At 68.8% G+C, this 20643-nt stretch carries 12 protein-coding genes; 7 read left to right on the top strand and 5 right to left on the bottom strand.

Going from position 1 to position 20643, the window contains the following annotated elements:
* Window positions 1-155 precede the first annotated feature (155 nt).
* Both ACIRG9_RS13560 and ACIRG9_RS13555 read left to right on the top strand, forming a co-directional pair.
* The gene (locus tag ACIRG9_RS13560) at window positions 156-3446 is read left to right on the top strand and encodes a LamG-like jellyroll fold domain-containing protein (RefSeq protein WP_402854659.1); all 3291 of its coding nucleotides are present in this window, start codon (window positions 156-158) and stop codon (window positions 3444-3446) included.
* Between the two features lie 27 nt (window positions 3447-3473).
* Window positions 3474-9764, top strand: coding sequence for an RHS repeat-associated core domain-containing protein (locus tag ACIRG9_RS13555; RefSeq protein WP_402854657.1), 6291 nt, complete (start codon window positions 3474-3476; stop codon window positions 9762-9764).
* Window positions 9765-9955: 191 nt separating this feature from the next.
* Here ACIRG9_RS13555 and ACIRG9_RS13550 read toward each other — a convergent pair whose 3' ends face one another.
* A complete protein-coding gene (locus tag ACIRG9_RS13550; protein WP_402854655.1) occupies window positions 9956-10168 on the bottom strand; it encodes a hypothetical protein in 213 nt (70 codons plus the stop codon).
* A gap of 159 nt (window positions 10169-10327) precedes the next feature.
* Window positions 10328-10726, bottom strand: a complete 399-nt coding sequence (locus ACIRG9_RS13545) for an SRPBCC family protein (RefSeq protein ID WP_402854653.1) — start codon at window positions 10724-10726, stop codon at window positions 10328-10330.
* 88 nt (window positions 10727-10814) lie between these two features.
* Here ACIRG9_RS13545 and ACIRG9_RS13540 point away from each other — a divergent pair, with 88 nt between their 5' ends.
* Window positions 10815-11396 carry a TetR/AcrR family transcriptional regulator gene (locus tag ACIRG9_RS13540; RefSeq protein ID WP_402854651.1) on the top strand — a complete coding sequence of 194 codons (582 nt, stop codon included), beginning with the start codon at window positions 10815-10817 and terminating at the stop codon, window positions 11394-11396.
* 101 nt (window positions 11397-11497) lie between these two features.
* On the opposite strand, the gene ligA is transcribed toward ACIRG9_RS13540, so the two are convergent.
* On the bottom strand, window positions 11498-13759 hold the full coding sequence (gene ligA, locus ACIRG9_RS13535) for an NAD-dependent DNA ligase LigA (RefSeq protein ID WP_402854649.1): 2262 nt from the start codon (window positions 13757-13759) through the stop codon (window positions 11498-11500).
* Window positions 13760-13951: 192 nt separating this feature from the next.
* Here ligA and ACIRG9_RS13530 point away from each other — a divergent pair, with 192 nt between their 5' ends.
* Window positions 13952-14332, top strand: a complete 381-nt coding sequence (locus ACIRG9_RS13530; RefSeq protein ID WP_402854647.1) for a hypothetical protein — start codon at window positions 13952-13954, stop codon at window positions 14330-14332.
* 118 nt (window positions 14333-14450) lie between these two features.
* On the opposite strand, the gene ACIRG9_RS13525 is transcribed toward ACIRG9_RS13530, so the two are convergent.
* Complete coding sequence (locus ACIRG9_RS13525; protein WP_402854962.1) at window positions 14451-17129, bottom strand: exo-alpha-sialidase; 2679 nt, start codon at window positions 17127-17129, stop codon at window positions 14451-14453.
* 275 nt (window positions 17130-17404) lie between these two features.
* Here ACIRG9_RS13525 and ACIRG9_RS13520 point away from each other — a divergent pair, with 275 nt between their 5' ends.
* Window positions 17405-19222 (top strand): LamG-like jellyroll fold domain-containing protein, encoded by a 1818-nt coding sequence (locus tag ACIRG9_RS13520; protein WP_402854645.1) that lies wholly within the window; start codon window positions 17405-17407, stop codon window positions 19220-19222.
* 194 nt (window positions 19223-19416) lie between these two features.
* On the opposite strand, the gene ACIRG9_RS13515 is transcribed toward ACIRG9_RS13520, so the two are convergent.
* Window positions 19417-19629: a hypothetical protein gene (locus ACIRG9_RS13515; protein WP_402854643.1), complete on the bottom strand. Its 213-nt coding sequence runs from the start codon at window positions 19627-19629 to the stop codon at window positions 19417-19419.
* A 374-nt stretch (window positions 19630-20003) separates the two neighbouring features.
* Between ACIRG9_RS13515 and ACIRG9_RS13510 the strand changes: the two genes are divergently transcribed.
* Together ACIRG9_RS13510 and ACIRG9_RS13505 are read left to right on the top strand one after the other, a co-directional pair.
* On the top strand, window positions 20004-20234 hold the full coding sequence (locus ACIRG9_RS13510; RefSeq protein WP_402854642.1) for a hypothetical protein: 231 nt from the start codon (window positions 20004-20006) through the stop codon (window positions 20232-20234).
* Between the two features lie 225 nt (window positions 20235-20459).
* Window positions 20460-20636, top strand: a complete 177-nt coding sequence (locus ACIRG9_RS13505; protein ID WP_402854640.1) for a hypothetical protein — start codon at window positions 20460-20462, stop codon at window positions 20634-20636.
* Window positions 20637-20643: the final 7 nt, after the last annotated feature.

The following is a 20643-nucleotide window of genomic DNA, read 5'->3' as shown; positions in this document are numbered from 1 at the left end:
CGGCGGGTCGCGCCTTCTAGCCTGCTCCTGTGTGGACGAAGATCAATATAGCTGTCCTGGTCGGCACGAGGTCCCGCAGCACGTCGGCGCCTGCCCCGCCGGCCCACCGCACCGGCCGGCCCAGCCGGCTCCGAACGGCCATACTCGCGTCCCTGATGAGCTCGGCGATCGCCGGGGCGGCGGTCCTGGCGCAGCCCGCTACGGGGGCGGTGATCGCCGCCCCGTCACGCTCGGACGAACTGGGTGAGGTTGCCGCGCGCGCTGCCGCGGTCGCCTCCGGGCGACGGGTGGAGGCAAGCGCGCTGCGGACCGAGCGGCAACAGGTGTTCGCGAACCCGGACGGCTCGTTCACGCTGGAACAGTCGGTGCAACCGGTTCGGGTGCGCCGCGGCGCGGAGTGGAAGCCGGTCGACACCACGCTGCAGGTCGCACCCGACGGTATGGTGGTGCCGGCGGCGAGTGTGCTCGACATGGCGTTCTCCGGCGGCGGGGACGCGCCACTGGCTCGGCTGCGGCGCGATGGCACAGAGCTGCTGCTGCGCTGGCCGGGGCGGTTGCCGGCGCCGGTGTTGGCGGATGACACGGCCACGTACCCGGAGGTGCTGCCCGGGGTGGATCTGACCGTGCGCGCCGGTGTCGAGGGCTTCTCGCAGGTGCTGGTGGTCAAGTCGGCGCAAGCGGCGGCGAATCCGGCGCTCACCCGGTTGCGGCTGCTCACCAGCACCAGAGGCGTGACGGTACGGGCGGCGCAGGACGGCAGCCTGGCCGCGGTGGACACGGCCGGTGAGGCGGTCTTCCAGGCTCCCGCGCCGTACATGTGGGATTCCAGCGGCAGCGGTTCGCGGACGGTGCCGGGTGGGCGGGTCAGGTCGATGCGGGTGGCCACCACGGCCGGCGAGTTGGCCCTGGTGCCGGACCGCGGCCTGCTCACCGGGTCGGCCACGCGTTACCCGGTCTACATCGACCCGTCCTGGTCGGGGGCCCGGACGGCGTGGACACAGGTGTGGAGCAACCTGCCGGGGACCTCGTTCTACAACGGTGCGAACGACGCCGAGAAGGAGGCCCGGGTCGGCTACGACGCCCAGGACGGCAAACTGACCCGCTCGTTCTTCAGGTTCGACGTCAGCGGGGTCAAGGGCAAGCACATTCTCTCGGCGACGCTGCAGACCCACGAGGTGTGGTCGTACTCGTGCACCGCGCGTGAGGTGCAGGTCTGGGAGACCGGTGGGATCTCCTCGTCGACGACGTGGAAGAACCAGCCGAGCTGGATCAGCAAGCTCGCGGCGAAGAGCTTCGCGAAGGGGTGGTCGTCGTCGAGCTGCCCGGCCGGAGGTGCCGAGTTCAGCGTCACCGCGCACGTGGCCAAGGCCGCGAAAAACGGCTGGAGCAGCATCACCCAGGGCATGCGCGCGTCGAGTACGGCGGAGTCGAACCGGGACCCGCACTCGTGGAAGCGGTTCCGGAACAATCCGTCGATCACCATCGTGTACAACACGGTGCCGAACGCGCCGACGAGCCTGACCACCGACGGGTCGGCGACCTGCACGACCGGGTCGGGGCGGCTGGTGGTCGGTGCCGCCACCCCGACGTTGCGGGCGACGGTGAGTGACGTCGACAACGCGGTCAAGGCGCACTTCCAGTGGTGGAAGGTGGACGGGACGGCGCCGGTCGGGGAGTGGACGTCGGCGTCGGTGGCCGGCAAGACCGCGACCGTGGTGGCCAAGCAGATCCCGTCCGGCGCGTTCGGCAACGGCGCGGTGGCCAAGTGGCGGGTGCGGGCCGAGGACGGTACGGACAGCAGCGCATGGAGCGCCTGGTGCGAGTTCCAGATCGACACCAGCCGGCCCCCGATCCCGACCGCGACCTCCACCGCGTTCCCGGACAACGCCGAGGGCGACGCGGTGATGGGGCGCGGCTCGTCGGTGACGTTCGGCGCGAACGGTGGCGGCGACGTCACCTCATACGAGTACGCGCTCAACGGCGACGCGACCGCGTTGAGCAAGAAGGCCAACCCGGCGACCGCGGGTGGGTCGGTCACCGTCTCGGTCACCCCGGACCGGTTCGTCAACTGGATCCACGTGCGGTCGGTGGACAAGGCGGCCAACCGTTCCGAGGTGGCCACCGTGGTCTTCTACGCCGCCGCGCCGTCCGGGCCGGTCGGTGAGTGGACGCTGGACGAGTCGGGTGACGGCACCGTCGCCGTCGACTCCTCGGGCAACGGCCGTGATGCCGCTGTTTCCGGCGGTGCCACCTGGACCGACGGGGTGACCGGCGGGGCGCTGCACCTGGACGGCAAGGACGACCACGCCGCGACCAGCGGCGCGGTGCTCGACACCTCGAAGTCGTTCTCGGTGTCCGCGTGGGCGCGTATCACCAGCAAGTCCGGCAACCGCGGCGTGCTGAGCCAGGACGGCACCCACCGCAGCTCGTTCTACCTGCAGTACTACTCGGCCACCGATCGGTGGCGGTGGTCGTTCCCGGTCGCCGACAGCGTGGAACGTCCGAGCTACGTGACGGTCGACTCCGTCTCCGCGGTACCGGTCGGCGAATGGGTGCATCTGGCCGGTGTCTACGACAAGTCGGCGGGCCAGATCCGCCTCTACGTCAACGGTGTGCTGCAGGCAACGGCGAGCTACAACGCCGCATGGACCGGGACCGGGCCGTTGACGATCGGCCGGGCGCTGACCAACGACACCCTGGTCGACTTCTTCCCCGGGGACATCGACGAGGTGCGAGCCTACGACCGGATCCTGCTCCCCGGTGAACTCCAGCAGGTGCCGCGGCTGGCCGGGCACTGGAAGCTCGACGAGACGTCCGGCACCACCGCCGCGGACGCGGCCGGCTCGCGTCCGGCGACCTGGTCGTCGAGCGGCACGACGCGGATCGCCGGGGTCGCCGGCAACGCGGTGGCGGTCAACGGCACCACCGGTGTGCTGACCACGTCCGGCCCGGCCATCCGGACCGACGCCAGCTACACGGTGACCGCCTGGGTGCGGCCGGACGCGCTGAGCAAGAACGGCATCGCGGTCAGCCAGCTCGGCGGCAAGGTCGGCGGGTTCAACCTCGGCTGGTCGTGGAGCGACGACTATCGGATGTACCTGTGGTCGGTACGTAGCTCGGCGCAGGACGCGTCCGGGGCGGAACTGCGCGAGGCGGTGGACCTCTTCGACGTCCCGACCGTGGGGGAGTGGACCCACCTCGCCGCAGTGTACGACGCGCAGACGCAGCGGTTGCGCCTCTATGTGAATGGGCAGGCCGTGGACGAGACATACCACGTCAGCGCCTGGAACGCGGGTGGCGCCGTGCTCCTCGGTCGCGGACAGGCCTCGAACGTCACCTTCTCGCAGTGGCTGATCGGCGGGATCGATGACGTGCGGGCGTACTCGGGAACGCTCAGCGACCAGGAGATCTTCAATCTCTACAGCGCCATCGCCAACCCCCAGTAGGCGCCGTCACCAGCTCGGAGGCATGCGGTGAAAAGACAGTGGAGTACGAAGAGCCGCGCCACGGCTGCGGCGGTGGCGGCGGTGGTGGGGGCCGGTGGCCTGGTTGTCACCGCCGCGCCGGCAGCAGGTGCGCCGGCCTGGCAGCGGCCCGCCGTGCAGTCGGAGCGTTCGGTGCCGGGGCGGAACTTCGCCGCGCGGGCGACGCCGGCCGACCCGGCGGCAGCCGCCGTGCAGCGGACACCCGCATCCGTCGCCTGGCCTGCGGCGGGCACCGCAGAGGTGGCCGTGCCCAGCTCCGGCGCCGGCCGGGTGCGGGCCGGCGCCCTGCCGGTCTGGCTCGGGCGCGGCGCCGGGCAGCCCACGACGAAGACGGCGGCACCCGCGTCGGCCCGGGTACGGGTGCTGGACCGGACCGCAACCGACAAGGCCGGCGTGCGGGGCCTGCTCCTGACCGTCTCCACCGGCGAAGAGGACGGCGCCGCGCCGACCCCGGCGACCCCGACCGCGGCCGCGGCCCGTTCCGCCGACGATCGCCTGGCGGTGCAGGTCGACTACTCCTCGTTCCGCCACGCGTACGGCGGTGACTGGGCATCCCGGCTGCGTCTCGTCCAGCTGCCCGCGTGCGCGTTGACCACACCCGAACAGGTCGAATGCCGTACCGGCACCCCGCTGCCGACCCGGAACGCGGCCAAGGAGGGACGCCTCACCGCCGACGTGCCGGTGGCGGCGGCGGAGATGGCCGTGCTCGCGGCGACGGCGGCGCCGGCCGGCAGCGCGGGCGACTACCAGGCGACGAAGCTGTCGCCGTCGTCGTCGTGGGACGCCGGAGGCCCGTCCGGGGACTTCACCTGGACGTATCCGATGGACGGGGTGCCCGGCCTCGGCGGCCCGGAGCCGGACCTCGAGCTGGAGTACTCGTCCGGCGGCGTGGACGGGCGCACCGCGTCGACCAACAACCAGTCGTCCTGGGTCGGCGAAGGCTGGGACCTCAGCGAGGGCTTCGTCGAGCGGCGCTACAAGTCCTGCTCCGACGACGTGACGTTCACCCCGAAGCCGTACGACCTGTGCTGGGAGACCGACAACGCCTTCCTCGCGGTGAACGGGCAGACCGTGGAGCTGATCAAGGACGCCACCACAGGGGCCTGGCACCCCCGCAACGACGACGGATCCAAGGTGGAGCGCCTGACCGGGGCGTCGAACGGCGACAACGACGGCGAGTACTGGAAGATCACCACGCGGGATGGCACCCAGTACTTCTACGGGCTCAACCGGCTGCCCGGCTGGGCCAGCGGCAACGAGGTGACGAACTCGACCTGGACGGCGCCGGTGTTCGGCAACGACTCCGGCGAGCCGTGCCACGCGAGCACCTTCGCCGCATCGTACTGCGACCAGGCGTGGCGCTGGAACCTCGACTACGTCGTCGATCCCCACGGCAACGCCATGTCGTACTTCTACACCACGGAGACCAACTACTACGGCCGTAACCGGACCGCGACCGCGGGTACCGCCTACCACCGCGGCGGCTACCTGAGCCGTATCGACTACGGGCAGCGCTCGGACACCATGTACTCGGCCGCCGCGCCGATGCGGGTGGTGCTCGGCGCGGAGGAGCGGTGCGCGGCGGGGGCCACCTGCGGCACCGGGGCGATCACCAAGGACACCGCCAAGAACTGGCCCGACGTGCCGTACGACCAGAACTGTGCCGCCGGCGCGACGTGCACCAACCTGTACGCGCCGACGTTCTGGACGCGCAAGCGGCTGGCCAGCGTGACCACGAAGGTGTGGGTGTCCGGCACCACCTACCGGGACGTCGACGTCTGGACCCTCGGCTATCAGTTCCGCGAGCCCGGTGACGGCACCTCCCCGGCGCTGTGGCTGGCGTCGGTGACGCGTACCGGCAAGGTGGGCGGCAGCTTGGCTCTGCCGGCGGTGACCTTCGAAGGCGTCCAGTTGGAGAACCGGGTGGACGCCGAGGAGGGTATCCCGCCGATGTACAAGTGGCGGCTCACCGACGTCTACGACGAGTTCGGCGGCCACGTGCGGGTCAACTACTCCGGCAAGGAGTGCACCCGGAGCGCCCCGCCGACCCCCGACTCGAACACCAAGCGGTGCTTCCCCGGCTACTGGATTCCTGAGGGCGCCATCGAGCCCAAGCTCGACTGGTTCCACAAGTACGTGGCGCTGCAGGTGCTGGAAGACGACGTGTCCGGGGTGGCCGGGATCGAGCAGACCGACTATGAGTACCTCGGCGGCGGCGCCTGGGCATACGACGACAACGAGCTCACCCCGGCGAAGTACCGCACCTGGAGCCAGTGGCGCGGGTTTGCCAAGGTGCGCACCACCAACGGCGCCGTCGGCGGGGTGCGCTCGCAGTCCGAGGTGCTGTTCCTGCGCGGCATGGACGGGGACAAGACCTCCACCGGCACCCGCAGCGTCACGGTGACCGACTCGGAGGGGGTCGCCATCACGGACCATCCCGCCCTGGCTGGCTTCAGGCGGGAGGAGATCACCTACAACGGTGCCGGCGGCAGCGTGCTCGACGGGGAGATCAACGACCCGTGGACCTCGGCACCGACGTCGACCCGTGGTAGCAAGAAGGCGTACCTGGTCGGAGTGACGAAGAAGCGCGGCCGGCTGGCCCTGGCCGCCGGGGGCTGGCGGCGTACCGAGGTGCAGACGACGTACGACACGTACGGGCTGCCGTCGCAGGTCAACGACCTCGGTGACACCTCCAGCACCAATGACGACGAGTGCAACCGCATCACCTATGCGCGGAACACCGCGAAATGGCTGGTCGACTTCAAGGTGCGCGAGGAGCGGCTTTCCGTGCCGTGCGCCGCCACGCCGTCGTACCCGAATGACGTGATCTCCGACGTGCGGACCTTCTACGACGGGTCGACCACGTTCGGCACCGCCCCCACCAAGGGTGACATCACGCTCACCCAGGAGTTGGCGTCGTACTCCAACAGCACCCCGACCTACGCGCAGTCGACCCGGGCCGAGTACGACATCCACGGCCGCGCCGTGGCCAACTACGACGCGCTGAACCAGAAGACGACGACCGCGTTCACGCCGACAACCGGCGGGCCCGTCACCAGCAGCACCGTCACCAACCCGATGGGGCACGCGGTCACCAAGACGCTGGACCCGGCGTGGGGGCAGGAGACGGCCGTCGTCGACGCGAACAGCCGGCGTACGGACATCACCCACGACCCGGTCGGGCGGATCACCGCGGTCTGGCTGTCGGACCGGTCCAAGACTCGCGGCGACACGGCGACCTCGAAATTCTCCTACCTGGTGGGCAAGAACGCGCCAATCGTGGTGACCACGCAGAACATCCGCGACGACGGAACATACAACACGCGGTACGAGTTCTTCGACGGCCGGCTCCGCCCGCGTCAGACCCAGAAGCCCGCGACCGACGGTGGCCGGGTGGTCACCGACACCTTCTACGACTCGCGCGGCCTGGTGGTGAAGCAGAACGGCGCCTACTGGAACGACCAGCCCGCGGGGACCACACTGCTGACCGTCACCGACAACACCGTCCCGGCGCAGACCCGCTTCGTGTTCGACGGCGACGAGCGGGAGACCGACCGGATCACGCTGTCGTACGGCACCGAGAAGTGGCGGACCACCACCACCTACGGCGGCGACCGGGTCAATGTGGACCCACCCGCCGGCGACACCCCGACGACCACCATCACCGACGCCGACGGGAAAACCGTCGAACTGCGCCAGTACACGGGAGACTCACCCAGCGGAACCTACGACGCCACCAAGTACACGTACACCCCTGCCGGCGAGGTCGAGACCGTCACCGATCCGGCGGGCAACGTCTGGCGCAACCACCACGACCTGCGCGGCCGCAAGGACTGGGAGGAAGACCCGGACAAGGGCACCACCAAATACACCTACGACAACGCCGACCAGATGCTCACCGCCACCGACGCGCGCGGGGTCACGCTCGCATACAGCTACGACCCGCTCGGCCGCAAGACCGGCGAGTACGAGAGCTCGACCTCGGGCCCGAAGCGGGTCGGCTGGACGTACGACACGCTGACCAGCGGCGTGGTGGTGAAGGGGCAACTGGCCAGCACCACCCGGTACGTGAACGGCAACGCCTACACGGAAGCGGTCAACGGCTACGACCTGCGCTACCGATCGCTGGGCAGCACCCTCACGATCCCGTCGACTGAGGGCGCACTCGCCGGCACGTACCGGTTCAGCACGGGTTACACCGACACCGGCCTGCCGCTGCTGAGCACCTACCCAGCCGTCGGTGGGCTGTCCGCGGAGACGCTGCGCTACAGCTACGACGTCGACGGGCGGTTGAAGACCGCCCAGACCGGTTTGAGCACGCTGCTCAGCGACGCGCTGTACACCCCGTACGACGAGGCGACGCAGTACACCCTGCAGGCCGTCACGGGTAAGCAACTGGTGCAAACCTTCACCTACGACGACGCCACCCGGCGACTGACCCGGGCCCTCGTCGACCGCAACGTCTCACCGATGCACCTGGCCGACGTCAACTACACCTACGACGCCTCGGGCAACGTCACCCGCATCGCCGACCGGCCCTCCGGCGGGCCGGCGGACACCCAGTGCTTCAAGTACGACTACCTGCATCGCCTGACCAGCGCCTGGACGGCGACGGACGCCTGCGCCGCCGCGCCGAGCCCCTCGGTGCTCGGCGGACCGGCACCGTACTGGCAGGACTGGACGTACGACAAGGTCGGCAACCGGCGCACCGAGACGAACTACAACACCACCACGGGCGCCGGCACCAAGAGCACGTCGGCGTATCCGGCCGCCGGGCACGGGCCGCACAGCCTGGCGTCGGTGACCACCGGCAGCACCACCAACAGCTACGACTACGACGCGACGGGCAACACCACCACGCGTACCGTGTCCGGCTCGAGTCAGACTCTGACCTGGGACGTCGAGGGCCATGTGGCCACGGTGACCGAGGGCGGCAAGCTCACCGAGTTCCTTTACGACGGCGACGGCGACCGGCTGATCCGCCGTGACCCGGGGGCGATCACCCTCTACCTCGGCAACACCGAGCTGAAGCTGACCAGGTCCACCGGCCAGTTGTCGGCCACCCGCTACTACGGTCTCGGCAGTGTCACCGCGGTGCGGACCTCCACCAACGGGCTGTCTTTCGAGGCGGCCGACCGGGTCGGCACCGCGCAGCTTTCGGTAGGCGCCACCGACCTCGCCGTGACCCAGCGCCGGTACCTGCCCTTCGGGGAACAACGCGGCGCGTCGCCAAACTGGCCGACCGAGAAGGGGTACGTCGGCGGTACCGTCGACACGTCCACCGGCCTGACCCACCTCGGCGCCCGCGAGTACGACCCGGACACCGGACGGTTCATCTCCGTCGACCCGCTGATCGACTACAACGATCCGCAACAGATGAACGGGTACGCGTACGCCAACAACACGCCGGTCACGATGAGTGACCCGGATGGTCGGTGGCGGTTGCTCCCCGGCGGCCACTACTGCGACGGGTGCGGCGGCTACAACAACGAGGACCAGCCGAAAAAGAAGAAGTCGGGCAGCGGCAAGAAGAAAAAGAAGTCTTCTGGAGGCGGTTCGACCAAGCACTACTGCGACGGCTGCGACTACAGCCGCCGGGTGAACAGCGGGAGCACCGGGGGGACCGCGCACCACTACTGCGACGGCTGCGACTACCAGCGCAGGGCGGCCGAGGCACGGCGGCTGGCCCGGGAGTACGCGGCCAAACGGGCCAAGGCGGCGGCCGAACGCAAGGCACGCGAGGCGGCGATGACACAGGGCGAGAAATGGTGGCACTCGTGCATCGCCAAGTACGGCGTCACCAGCGCGACAAGGTGCGGCCCCAACCCGGGCGACTCGGGTCCTAGCAAATATGGCAACCACAGCCTCTTCCGCCACATCTACTTCAGCGCCTCTGTGTGCCTGATGGTCTGCCTTTCTGTGACCTATCAGGACAGCTCAGCGGTCGTCGGGCTCAGCGGCGGTCTCTCCTCCGGCTCCGACCCGAAGGCCCTGTCGAAGTTGTCGCTGCTGAAGAAGGCCACGGGAGTAGCAAACATGTACGGCGGTGTATCCGTTGGCTATTCGTCGGCCCTTCCGAAGGACCAACTGGGCTCTGCGGGAGTAACAGCCGCTCGGGGATTGATCGGTGCGAACGGCGGCGCCGGAGTCCGCACGGAAGGGAAGGGCTACTACTACTACGGCGGATACAGCGCGGGCCTCGGCTGGGCGATCCAAGGCCCCACTCTCGTGAGCTGGAAAGTTGGTCCGAACCCTCCGAAGCCGATGGGCGTGGGCTGACAAGACCCGCCAACTGATCACGGGATCCCCGGCGCGTGTGCGCCGGGGATCCCGCATTTTGTTCAAGGCATCCGCCTCGGACACGAGTTTTCGTGGGGATCCGCGCAAGATCGACTGGTAGCGGCGGCTCGGCGGTTCACCACGAGCGGCACTCCACACTCGCACCATGCAAGATCGGCGGAACGTCACGTTCAGCCGGCCGCTGCCCGTTGGAGCGCTCGACGGACGTGCTGGATCGGGGGCGTTCCCGTCAATCCCGTGTCGCCGTGGTAGAGCCGGCAGGCCAGGCCAGGCGACAGGGCCGGATCAGCGAAAGGGTCACTACCGTCGATCATCACGGTAGGTGAGCCGACGAAGCCGAGTTGCTCAGCTTGGGCCTGGCTGGCGACCACGGTGGTCGTCACCCGCGTACGGTCGAGTCCCAGGTCGTCGAGTGCCCGCCGCACAACAGCGGTGGTGGTCTCGGCGTGGGGACAATCGAGAACCACGAGAACTTCCACATGCATGGTGCAATCCTCCCTCGCTACACCGCGGCCTGTCCGGCACCGCAGCCAGCAAGCGCATTACGAGGACTTGAGGGCTTGCTGGAGCAACGGCGACATCCGGTCCATCGTGGTGGCTAGCCAGCCGGTGAGCTCGTCCGGCAACGTGTCGTGAATCCAGACCAGGCGGCATCGCCCCCCGCTCTCTGGGAAGACCTGCATTGAAGTGTTGTCATGTGTCACGTCGTCCGCGACCCAGGCATAGACCATTCGGCGGGCTGGCTCGTCGCGCGCGACGAGCCGCTCCCGAACGACGGTGCCGTCGGCGAAGGTGAGCGCTCGTACGTCCTGCTCCACGAGCCTGCTGTCGACCAGGGCGCCGCCCGACATGCGCAGGGGGCCGTCCACGAAGTCGCTCACGACGGCCCAGACGTCATCCGCTGGGGCGTCGATGACCATCTCCCTAATGACTGATCCCATGACCACTCCCGCTTCTAGGATAGATAGACAGACAGGTCTGTCTGCTTCGCTGTCTAGCCTAGACAGACCTGTCTGCTACGGTCAAGGAGTGAACGTCAGATCGCGGGAAAGCCTCGCTCGCCGCCGCGTGCTGGAAACGGCGTCGGCACTGTTCTACGCCGAAGGTGTCCACGCCGTGGGCATCGACCGGATCATCGCAGAGGCAGGCGTGGCCAAGGCGACCTTCTACCACCACTTCCCTGCCAAGGACGAACTCGTACGCGGGTACCTGGACGAGGAGTACCGGCGCCAGCGCACCGCGTTGGAGGCGGTGCGACACGACGCACCCGGGCCACGGGAGGCGCTGTTGCGCATCTTCGACCTTCTGGTCAGCAACGCCGCCAACCCAAAGTTCCGCGGCTGCCCGTTCACCAACGCCGCAGCCGAATATCCAGATCCGACCCACCCGGTACGCCAGACCATCGCCGACTACCGTCGGTGGAACCGTGGATTCTTCCGCGACCTACTGGCCGACGCCGGCCATCCCGAGCCGGACAGTGCCGCCATGATCCTCATGATGCTCCGCGACGGCATCGTCGTGGGCGGTGACCTGGACGACCCGGACACGCTGCATCCCCATGCGCGAGAGGCGGTGACCCGAATCTTGGGCATCGCGAACGCATCCGCCTGACCAGCACCGATTCCCACCCCACGCAGGCATCTGACCGACGCGATGTGGCAGGTGGTGTCGGCGTACCTGCCGGCACAGGATCCGTCCAGGCCCGCACCCTCTCAGGCGAGAATCCTGCTGATGGCGTCCATGTTCCCGGCGCTGTGGGCGCGTAGTAGGGCAGCGAACTGGTCCGCGGGCAGGATCCGGATGCCGAGTTGCTCGGCCTTGTCGGCTTTCGTGCCGGCGCCGTCGCCGACGACAACCATGTCGGTACGTTTGGACACCGATCCGGAGGACTTCCCGCCGAGCGTTTCGACGGCCTCGTTTCCCTCATTGCGGGTCAGGCCCGGGACCGTGCCGGTCACGACGACCGTCATCGGGGTTCCGTCGGGCTTCTGAAGCGGGAGACGACGAGCTGCTGCGCCGTTCGGGGCCGGGGCGACGACGGCCGGCCCGCCCGGTTCGCTCATGTTCACCCCGTGCGCGGCGAGTTTGTCGATCACGCCGGTCAGCTCGACCAGCTCAGCGGCGATCGTGACAGCGCGTTCCGGGCCGACGCCCTCGACCTGCTGGAGGTCGTCGACACTGGCGTCGAGCAGGGCCTGCATGGTGCCAAAGTGTCGGGCCAGCCGCCGGGACATGGACCGGCCCGTCATCCGTACCCCGAGGCCGGTCAACACCCGCGACAACGGCCGGTCCTTCGATGCCTGGATGTTGGCTACCAGCTTGCCCGCGGAGATCTCGCCCAGCCGGTCGAGCACGGCTAGGGTGGGCACGTCAAGGTCGTACAGGTCGGCCGGGTCGGTCACGAGCTTGGCCGCCACCAACATGTTGATGATCTTGTCGCCGAGTCCCTCGATGTCCATCGAGTCGCGGGCGGCGTAGTACGCGAGGGACTCGTGAGCACCGCAGGCCCGACCGCGGGTGCAGCGCCACCGCTTCTGCGAGCGGTCGATGTCGCCGCCGCAGCGGGGACAGACCGTCGGGGGCTCGAACGGCGCGGCGTCGGCCGGCCGGTCGTCGAGCTTGGCGCCGGTGACCTCGGGGATGACGTCGCCGGCGCGGCGCACGAACACGGTGTCACCGGCGCGGACATTGCGGCGGACCAGGTCGTCGAAGTTGTGCAGAGTGGCCGAAGTGACGGTGACGCCACCGACGACGACCGGTTCGAGCACCGCTACCGGGGTGATCACGCCGGTGCGGCCGACCTGGACCTCGATGCGCTGAAGTCGGGTGGTGCGAGTGTCGGCAGGGAACTTGTAGGCGATGCCCCACCGCGGCGCCCGGCTGGAGAAACCGGCCCGGTCCCGGTCGGCGGGCTGGTCGGCCTTGATGACCGCCCCGTCCACCCCGAACCCCAGCTCCCCGCGGCCGGCGCGCAGAGCCTCCACCGCGGCGATGACCTCGTCGACGCTCGCGCACAGCGGCATCCCGGCCGCCGAGGTCGCGGTCGTCGCAACGCCCAGCTGCCCGACGCGGGCCATCGCGACCGAGTGCGGCATCGGCTCACCGTCGGCGCCGTCGAGGCCGTGTACGGCGTAGGCGAGAAACGACAACGGCGCGTCGTAGGCGCGGTCCTGCGCGCGCAGCGTGCCGGCCGCAGCGCTGCGGGGGTGGGCGAACGCCGGCTCGCCATGACCGGTGCGCAGCACGTTGGCGGCGGCGAAGTCGACGTCGGTCATGAACACCTCGCCGCGGACTTCCACCGTCAACGGCTCTGCCAGGTGGGCAGGCAACCCCGCCGCCCGCCGGGCCTGCCCGGTTACGTCCTCACCGGCCCGCCCGTCACCGCGGGTCGCGACGATGGTCAGCCGCCCGTCGACGTACCGGGCAGCGACCGCCAGGCCATCGATCTTCGGCTCGACGGTGTATCCACCCACCGGCCCATCCAACAACCGCTCCAGCCGGACAGCCCACTTGCGCAGCGTCTCCTCATCGAACACGTTGTCCAGACTGAGCATCGGCGAGCTGTGCTCGACGTCGCCAATCACACCGCCGCCGGCCGCGACCACCCCCGTCGGGGAGTCGTCGGCCTTCCACTCCGGGCGGGCGGCCTCGGTCGCGGTAACCCGTGCCAACAACGCGTCGTAGGTCGCATCGTCCATGACCAGGCCCGACCCACCGTAGTACGCCACCGCGGCCGTCCGGACCTCGGCGATCGCTGACCGGTACGCCTGCACCGAATCGAATGGCTCGGCGCGCTCGGCGTCAACGACCGGGTCGATGGGGTCGACCAGTTCCTCAGAAGCAGTGACACCGGGGCTGGCCATCGCCGACCTCCTTGACTTCCCGCCGGCCACGCCGACGGCGGCGGCGCGGCGCAGACTTGCCCGACCTGAGCTGACCGGATGCATGCACAACCTAGCGATCGGGTACGACATGGACGCGGCAATCCGGCGCGATGGGGCGGAGCGAGACGAGACCAGTCCGGGGCCAGGTAGTTGAGCCAGGCGTGTTGGGCAGTGGCGGTCTCCGGGCGTCGTGGCGGCGGTTGAGCCGCGGCCCGACCTGAAATGATGCCGGGTCCAAAGGGTGGAAAGCGGGCCTGTGCCGTCTGCGCTAGAGTCCGCGACGTGGGTGTCTTGACGGACTATTTCGCGGCCACCGGGCAGGAGTTGGACGCGATGGATCTCAATGTGGGGCCGGCCGGCAACAACTGGCCGTACGTCGACTGCAAGGGCTGGCTGCTTGAGGTCGAGGAGTTCGCCGGCGAGATCGACGGCCGGGATCCGAGCGAGTTCGGCCGGGACGAGCCACTGGGCGATGGGGCCGACCCCGAGTACGAGGGACCGTGGACGGTGCGGGTCAACCCCGAGCTCGTCGACAGCCTGGCGCGACTGACCACCGAGCGGATCCGGGCCTACGCCGATCGCTACCTGTTGGAGGGCTGGGAAGCCGAGCGACTCGTTGGTCTTGCGGACCTCGCACGGTCAGCCCGCGGACCTCATCGATGAGCGTGGCCATCGCGGCAAGTGCTCTCCAACAGCGCTTCCGCCCAACCCGTCACCCGGCAGGCCGGGTCGCGATGAGCGGCCCGGCCTGCTGCGGTTCCTTACGTAGCGTCGCTGAGGTTCACCCGTGTTGCGGCATGATCCGTACGGCATCGGCGATGACGTATCCGTCGGCGTTGTTGGACAGCTCGACGGTGGCAGTACCTTCGGCGAACGAGAATTCACCGAGCGACACCCACTGCCCGTTGCGGGAGCGCTGGTCGACCGGGACCGTCGTCGCCCCGCCCGCGTGCTTCACCACGTACGGCGCGTTCGACGCCCGGTTCTCGTGCGCGGTGTACCAGACCGCCACCTGATACACCCCGCTCGCCGGCACCTCCAGCGTCCACCGGACCTTGGCCGTGCCGGTGCCTGCCGGGCTGCTGCCGTAGTTCTCGCCGTAGTACCCGGAGACGCCCTTCGCATTGTTGTTCCAGGTTCCGGACAGCACGGTGAAACTCGTCGAGGCGTTGTCGACGACCACGCCCTGATAGACGACCCGTACCGCGTCGGCGATCACGTACCCATCAGCCTTGTCGGTCAGCTCGACGGTGGCAGTGCCTTCGGCGAACGAATACTCACCGAGCGACACCCATTGCGAGCCCCGAATCCGCTGGTCGACCGGGACCGTCGTTGCCCCGCCCGCGTGGTTCACCACGTATGGCGCGTTCGATGCCCGGTTCCCGTCCGCGGTGTACCAGACCGCCACCTGATAGACCCCGGTCGCCGGTAGCTCCAGCCTCCAGCGCACCTTCGCCGCGCCGGTGCCCGCCGGAGCCGTGCGATAACTCTGCTCGTAGTATCCGGGCACCCCGGTCGCCCGATTCCACGCGCCGGAGGCCACCTCGAACCCTGCCGTGTCGTTGTCCACCACACCACCGATCCGGACAAGTCGCACGGCGTCGGCGATGACGTACCCGTTCGCGTCGTCGGACAGCTCGATGGTGGCCGTGTCGCCGGCGACGAACGAGAAGGCACCCAGCACCACCCACCGCGCGCCCTCAGCGCGTTGGTCGACCCGGAATCTCGCCTGCCCGTCCGCATGGTTGACCACGTAGGGCGCGTTCGAGGCCCGGTTCGAGTGCGCGGGATACCAGACGGCCACCTCATACGTCCCGGTCATCGGCACGTCCGGCCGGAACCGGGCCACCGCGCTGCCGGTGCCCGCCGGATGGGTCGCGTAGAACTGGCCGTAGTACCCGGCCACCCCGGTCGCGTCGGTGTCCCATGTGCCAGACACGATCTCGAAGCTTGACGGTGCGTTGTTGTCCGCGATGGTCCGCGGCGTATCGGCGGGGGACCCGCCGGAGGTCAGCGCGAGCTCGTCGGGAGCGATCACCTTACCGCCGCCACGGCCAGCCTTGACCAGAGTGAACCGGATCCAGTGTCTGCCAGCGGACAACGCGAAGGTCCCCAGCGGATAGACACGGAAACCCTCGACCGCTGTCATCGTCGGATCGACCCGGCCGTACGGCAGATCCACGCCGTCGATGCTTGTGCGGATCTGACCCCGGTCGCTGCCCTGGTGCAGGCGCACGGCCACCTCGTAGCTGCCGGCGGTGGGGACATCGAACGGAACCTCGAGGTAATTACCGGCAGCGCTCGCTCCGTAGGCAACGACCTTGCCGCCTCGGGCATTGGCGTCCGAAACGATCCGCGGCGTACCCGTGTCGGCCCGCGCCGAAGCGGTGGCGAGTTCGTATTCGCGTTGGGTGAGCCCAGGCCCACCGGCCAGGCTGTCCCGCCCGTTGGTCAGCCACTCCAGGTCGAAGCGGGCCACCGAGATACGTTCCGGGAAGGCGCGTGAGTCACCGTCGCGTCCATAGATCAGCAGGATCGTGCCGTCGGACAGCGACGCGAGGTCGGAGTAGTAGGACGTGCCGGGGTTGACCACCCGGCTGTATCGATAGCTGGCGCCCTCGTCGTACGAGACCGAGACGGTCATGTTCTCCCGCGCCGAGGCATCCGGCCTGCTGTACAGGATCCGGTTGACCGGTGCGCGGGTGTACTGGATCAGGCCAGCGTCGATGGCGACGAACTGCTCGATCGAGCCGTCAACCACCGGCCGGGCCCAGGTTGTCCCGCCGTCGGTGCTGGTTGACGTGATGCGGTAGTGGGTCCCGCCTGCGCCCCACCTTCCGTTGATCACGACCGCGCCGTCGCTGCGCTGGAAGAGCCGGCTCTCGCCGATCGGGTACTTCACCGAAAACGGTATCGCCGTGCTCCGCCGCCACGTGCTCCCATGATCGTCGCTGAGGAGCAGGTCGACCCCGTAGTTGGGGGCACTGCCGGAGGACTTGTGGCCGACCGGCATCAGCAGGCGCCCGTTGACGAGTTGGATGCCGTGGCCCGGGGTGGGGCTCTGATGCGTCCAGCCGTTCGGGTTGGTGGCGTACAGAGAACTCAGGTTCACCCGGGCACCCCAGGTGGCGCCGGCGTCGTCGCTCCGCTTCACGAACATCGACGCGTTGGCGCCGCGGTAGAACAGGAACACCGCGCCCGTCTGCTCGTCCACCAGCAACGACGGACTTCCGATGCTGTCGCCCTCGGGCGCGTCGTCGGAGACCACCACGACGCTCGGGGACCAGGTGCGCGCGCCATCCACACTGCGCCGCAGAAGCAGGTCCTTCTTACTGCAGTCGCAGTCGGACTTACGCCCCTCGGTGATGGCGAGCACGACATCGTCGGTGAGGGTCTGTCCGCCGCCGGAGGCGGGCAGCGCCGTGCCAGCGCGGACGACGACAAACGCCTGCACATGCATGCGCACGTACGGGTCATTGGTGTCGGTGGCATCCCACAGCTTCGTCTCGGTGAACGAACCAACAGCCGCAGGCGCCGCAACCGCAGGGGACGCCGAATGTGTCGGCGCGACGACCGCCACAAGGCTCAACGCCAATTCCAAGCACAGCATCAGGACAAGCCTTCGAGGCGACATGATGGTGACCCTACCGGCCCGTGACCACAATGGACCCTGATGCCGCCGCCGCCAGTGTGCCGCGCAGCTGTTCAACGTTCGGCGCTCGTACCATCGCGGGCATGTGGTCACATGCTCACCGGCGGCTCACCCGGGTGGTCCTGCTGGCGCTGGGAATCACCGCAGCGCTGGCGGTACCCGCCGCACCGGCCGCCGCCGCCATCTCGGATGGCGCGATCGTGCTCACCCCCAACACACACGGCTACATCTGCTACCGCATCCCCGCGCTCGTCACCGCCGTCGACGGCACACTGCTGCTGTTCGCTGAGGGTCGGAAGCCGACCTGCGGTGACTCCGGCACCCACGACGTGGTGCTGGCCCGCTCGTTCGACGGCGGACGGACCTGGCCGTCGTTTCAGGTCGTGCATCGCGGTGGCGACGCCACAACACACAACCCGGTACCGGTGGTCGACGCCGAAACGGGCCGGATAACCCTGCTCACCACCCGCTCCTACCGCACGGTATGGAAGCAGCACAGCACCGACAACGGCACCACCTGGTCCGCGCCGCAGGAAATCACCGACGCGGTGAAGCTGCCGTCCTGGGGCAGCTACGCCACCGGCCCGGCGCACGGGATCCAGCTGACCCGGGGCGCCCACGCCGGTCGACTCGTGGCCGGAACGCACTACACCACCACCGGCAGCCGGAAGGGAGGTGCCCTGATCTACAGCGACAACGGCGGCCAGGACTGGCAGCTCGGTGCGTACGACGACAGTGCCGACCCGGACCTGCGGGTCCAGGAACTCTCCGCCTTCGAACGGCCGGACGGCTCGATCTTCACGCTGGCCCGGGACGAGGGCGGGGCAAACCTGGCGACGGTCGCCTCGGCGGTCTCCACCGACGGCGGGTTGACCTTCTCCACCCGGTTCCACGCCGGCGCCGCGGAGACCGGACTCCGGGTGCCCCGGGTGCAGACGGCCACCCTGGAACTGCGCGCCACAGACAAGGGTGACCGGTACAACCGGGTACTGCTGTCCGGGCCGGCCAGTTCCGGGGAGGAGGTCACGGACCGGGCGAACACCACCATCCGGTCCACCTACAAGGGCGGGACCGAGTGGGCGGACCCGGCCGGCGGCACGGTGGTCTACTCGGGTGCCTCGTCGTACAGCGACCTGACGTTGATCAACAACAATACGGTCGGGCTCGCGTACGAGCGCGCCCAGTCCTGGTCGCACGGCTACATCTGGTTCACCCGATTCACCGAGGCCGACCTGGGGCATCCGGACGCCGCCTCGATCGGGATGCCGACGACACCCGACGTTTCCGGTAGCGGCCTGCACGGCTACCTCCACGGCGGAGCCAACCGGGTAGCCGGTCGGTTCGGCGGCGCCATCAACCTGGACGGCGTCGACGACCACGTACGGCTGCCGTTCGCGGAGAAGCTTGCGGTGAGCAGCGGCGACTTCACCTGGACCGGCTGGTTCCGGTACGGGGCCAGCACGTCCACCCAGGCGTTGATCTGGGCGTACAACCAGGGGGACGTCTACTCGCAGCTCTGGCTCCGGGGCGAGCCGGCCAGCGGCCGGCTGCGGACCTGGGCGCAGAGCGGCGAGCAGTCGGTCACCGTCACCACCACCGGCGCATACGCCGACCAGGCGTGGCACCACGTAGCGCTGCGCCGCAGCGGCGACACCCTTGCGGTGTACGTGGACGGTCGGCTGGCTGGTTCCGCGGCCTCGCCCGGGCTCGGCTCGGTCAGCCCGAAGCGCCCATTCCAGATCCACCTCGGGCAGCGGCTGGACGGACAGCAGCGGCTTCGTGGCGCACTCGACGACATCCGGCTTTACGACCGCGCGCTGACCGACGCCGAGATCGCCTCGCTGCACGCCTCGAACGCGACGATCACCAACGGCCTGCGCATCCGGCTCCCGTTCGACTGAGCCGGCCGGCCGCCATAGTCACCTCAGTGGTTTGTATTTGATCAAGGGCTGGGCCTTTTCAGGTCCAGCCCTTGTCCGTCGCTCAGGGCAGCGATTTGCCGGGCTGGTGTTCACCAGTGGGATGGCGTTCGCCGCGCCAGCACCATGATCTGCTACCGCCGCCTCGCCAAATGAGGTGCGCCCTAAGTCCCGCTTCAACGTCTGACATCGTGCGGTGAACGCTTCGGCCAGATGGCCGGCACGCGGAAGATGTGGCGAGCCGCAGACAGAGCGACTCCCCAGGCGAGCATGAGCGCCAAGAACAGGTGAGAGGGTTCCCCGCCGAGATGGACCCAGACGCCGATGACGAGCCAGGCCGACATGGTTGCGCCGACCAAGGCCCACCAGACCACATCCCGTCGCCGCATGGCACCAGTGTAGGTTGATCAATTGGGTGACGACCCGGGCGGCCGGCGCCGGACGCCCGCGGACGACGATGGGCTTTTCCGACAACTCACCCCGGCTACTCGCCCAGCTCATCGACGGCTGATCATTCTTTCGGGACGAAGGGGCCGCCCACTCCCGTACGACATCCAAAGCACCGCAGTTCGGCCGCGATCGGGGGCCGGCAGGACAGTTACCGGGTTCGCGTAAGGCGCCCATGACCAGATGCGAGAAGGGCGGGTCCTTGTGTCTTTTAAGAAGGAAGGCTATACCAAGATTATCGACTTGGCTGAGGACAACACCTATTATCGGGGCAGTTGATCCGGTGCACACAAGCCGCACGGGCCTGTACTCCGCGATGACCTGGTTGCTCGCCTGTGTTGGCATGATGTCCTCGGCGGTCTTCCCGTTCCTCGCTGTCGTCAACGGGAGTACCATCTGGACGGTGTTGCTGGGATGGCCCTTCGGCTACCTCTTGGCATGGGTGGTCGCCAAACGCCGAGGGCTGGACGACAACACCCGGCGCCGGGTACTTGGCTGGGGCGTTTTCGCGATCTTTATCGTCCTGTTCGTCCGAGAGCCTGACTAGGTGGGTGCTGTCAAGAAGGGTAGCGGGGCGCTTGGCTGGGGTTGCCCAGTCGAAGTCATCCGGGGCTTTTCGGGCTCGCGGGGACCTCAATGGTGTCGGGGGATCGGCGCCTCACCGCCGGATGACATCATGGCAGGTCGTCTCTATGCTGCTAAGTGGAGTGAAGTTCGTCGCTCCGTCGCCGACCGATCCGTCCGCATGTACCGGCATTGAGGGGGAATCGTCGTGGCTCATGCCGCACCGGTCGAGGCCCAGCAGACGTCTACCGATCTCACCGTGCTTCTGCGTACTCCACTGCGCCAGCTCACCGCCGACCAGGTCCGTCCCCTCGTACAACGGATCGTCGAGGACCGCAACCGCTCGGAGGCGGTCGATGTGGCGGCGTTCAATTCGGCGATCTGATGCGTGG

It is taken from the genome of Micromonospora sp. NPDC093277 (assembly GCF_044765245.1).
Lineage (GTDB): Bacteria > Actinomycetota > Actinomycetes > Mycobacteriales > Micromonosporaceae > Micromonospora.
This window is presented reverse-complemented; position numbering and strand designations above follow the sequence as displayed.